This window comes from Actimicrobium sp. GrIS 1.19 (assembly GCF_035984655.1).
Classification (GTDB): domain Bacteria; phylum Pseudomonadota; class Gammaproteobacteria; order Burkholderiales; family Burkholderiaceae_D; genus Actimicrobium.
On sequence record NZ_JAXCHT010000083.1, the window covers coordinates 1 to 1,454 of the forward strand.

The 1,454-nt window shown below is 56.4% G+C and carries 1 pseudogene; it reads right to left on the reverse strand.

The window, feature by feature from the left end:
• Window positions 1-233 precede the first annotated feature (233 nt).
• Window positions 234-1,390: pseudogene (locus RCH09_RS19625) on the reverse strand (IS3 family transposase); the annotation flags it as partial.
• Window positions 1,391-1,454: the final 64 nt, after the last annotated feature.

The following is a 1,454-nucleotide window of genomic DNA, read 5'->3' on the forward strand; positions in this document are numbered from 1 at the left end:
TAAAGTGGACCCATCCGTCAAGACAGTTTTGGTCTGAATTTAAGCTATGTTCTTGAGCCTGCATGCAGCGGACCAGCGCTGCCCTGTCTTGCTTAATTTCACCCACCCGAGAGCAAGGAAGTCATCGCGATCGACTCCCGGCAGGGCGGAGTTTGGTGTTTAGCTCCGTGCTGCCCAGCACTATCTACATTCAGCCCTGTTATTGCCTCAGGCGAATCTAGTGCAGAAACGCTGCCGTATTTGTCGATGATCATGGCGCCACCACCTTCGCCACTTTCGTACACTGCATCTGGCGTCTGATAGTTCAACGCCTGGTGTGGCCGCTCGCCGTTGTAAAAGGCGAAGTATCCTGTCAGCCCCGCATGCAGGTCACCCATCGTGGCGTAGCCGTTCAAGTACACGTCCTCGTACTTGACGTTGCGCCACAGGCGCTCAACGAAGATGTTGTCCAATGCACGGCCGCGCCCGTCCATGCTGATGGCAACTCCTGCACGTATTAAGACCCCTGTAAACGCCATGCTGGTGAACTGACTACCCTGGTCGGTGTTGAATATGTCAGGCTTGCCGTGATCGATCAATGCCTCTTCCAGACAGTCCACGCAAAACGATGCGTCCATGCTGTTGCTGATGCGCCAGGTCAGCACACGCCGCGAATACCAGTCGATGATAGCGACCAGATACGCAAAGCCGCGCGCCAGCCTGATATACGTGATGTCCGTACTCCAGACATGGTTTGGCCGCACGATAGCGACGCCACGCAGTAAGTACGGATACACCTTGTGGCCTGGATGCTGAACTGCCGTGCCCGGTCCCGGAGCCATCCCCGCCAGCCCCAGGATGCGCATCAATCGCTGCACATGCTTGCGATTGATCAGCCATCCTTGCCGCTTCAGAATCACCACCATCCGTCTGCTGCCGTAGAACGGGTGACGCGTGAATTCTTCGTCGATCAGCGCGCACAAGGCCATCTCATCGTCGTCAGGAAGAGCCACCTCACGCGGGCGATACACCGTCGCCCTCGAGACACCGGCCAGCTCGCACTGGCGCACCAGCGATAGTTCGCCGACGGCTTCGATCCAGCCCAGTCGCACGGCTCCGCTCACAGGCATGACTTTTTTTTAAGCCAATCCAATTCCATCTTGAGGCGCCCGATTTCACCGTATAACCGGTCGTCATCATCAGGCGTCGCTACAGCCTTCGGACCTCGCTTCCCTTCGAACAAGGTGCCGGCACGGGCAGTAATTTCTTTTTTCCACTGGGCCACCATCACCGGATGAACACCATGCTGTTGAGCAATCTCGTTCAACGTTTTAACCCCGCGCACTGCCTCGAGACCGACTTTCCCCTTGAACTCCGCGCTGTGCACTTTCCGCTTCTTTATTTCCGCCATTCGCCGCTACCCTAACGTGAGAAACATAGCTTAAACCGCTGTCTCAAATCGTGGGTCCACTTTA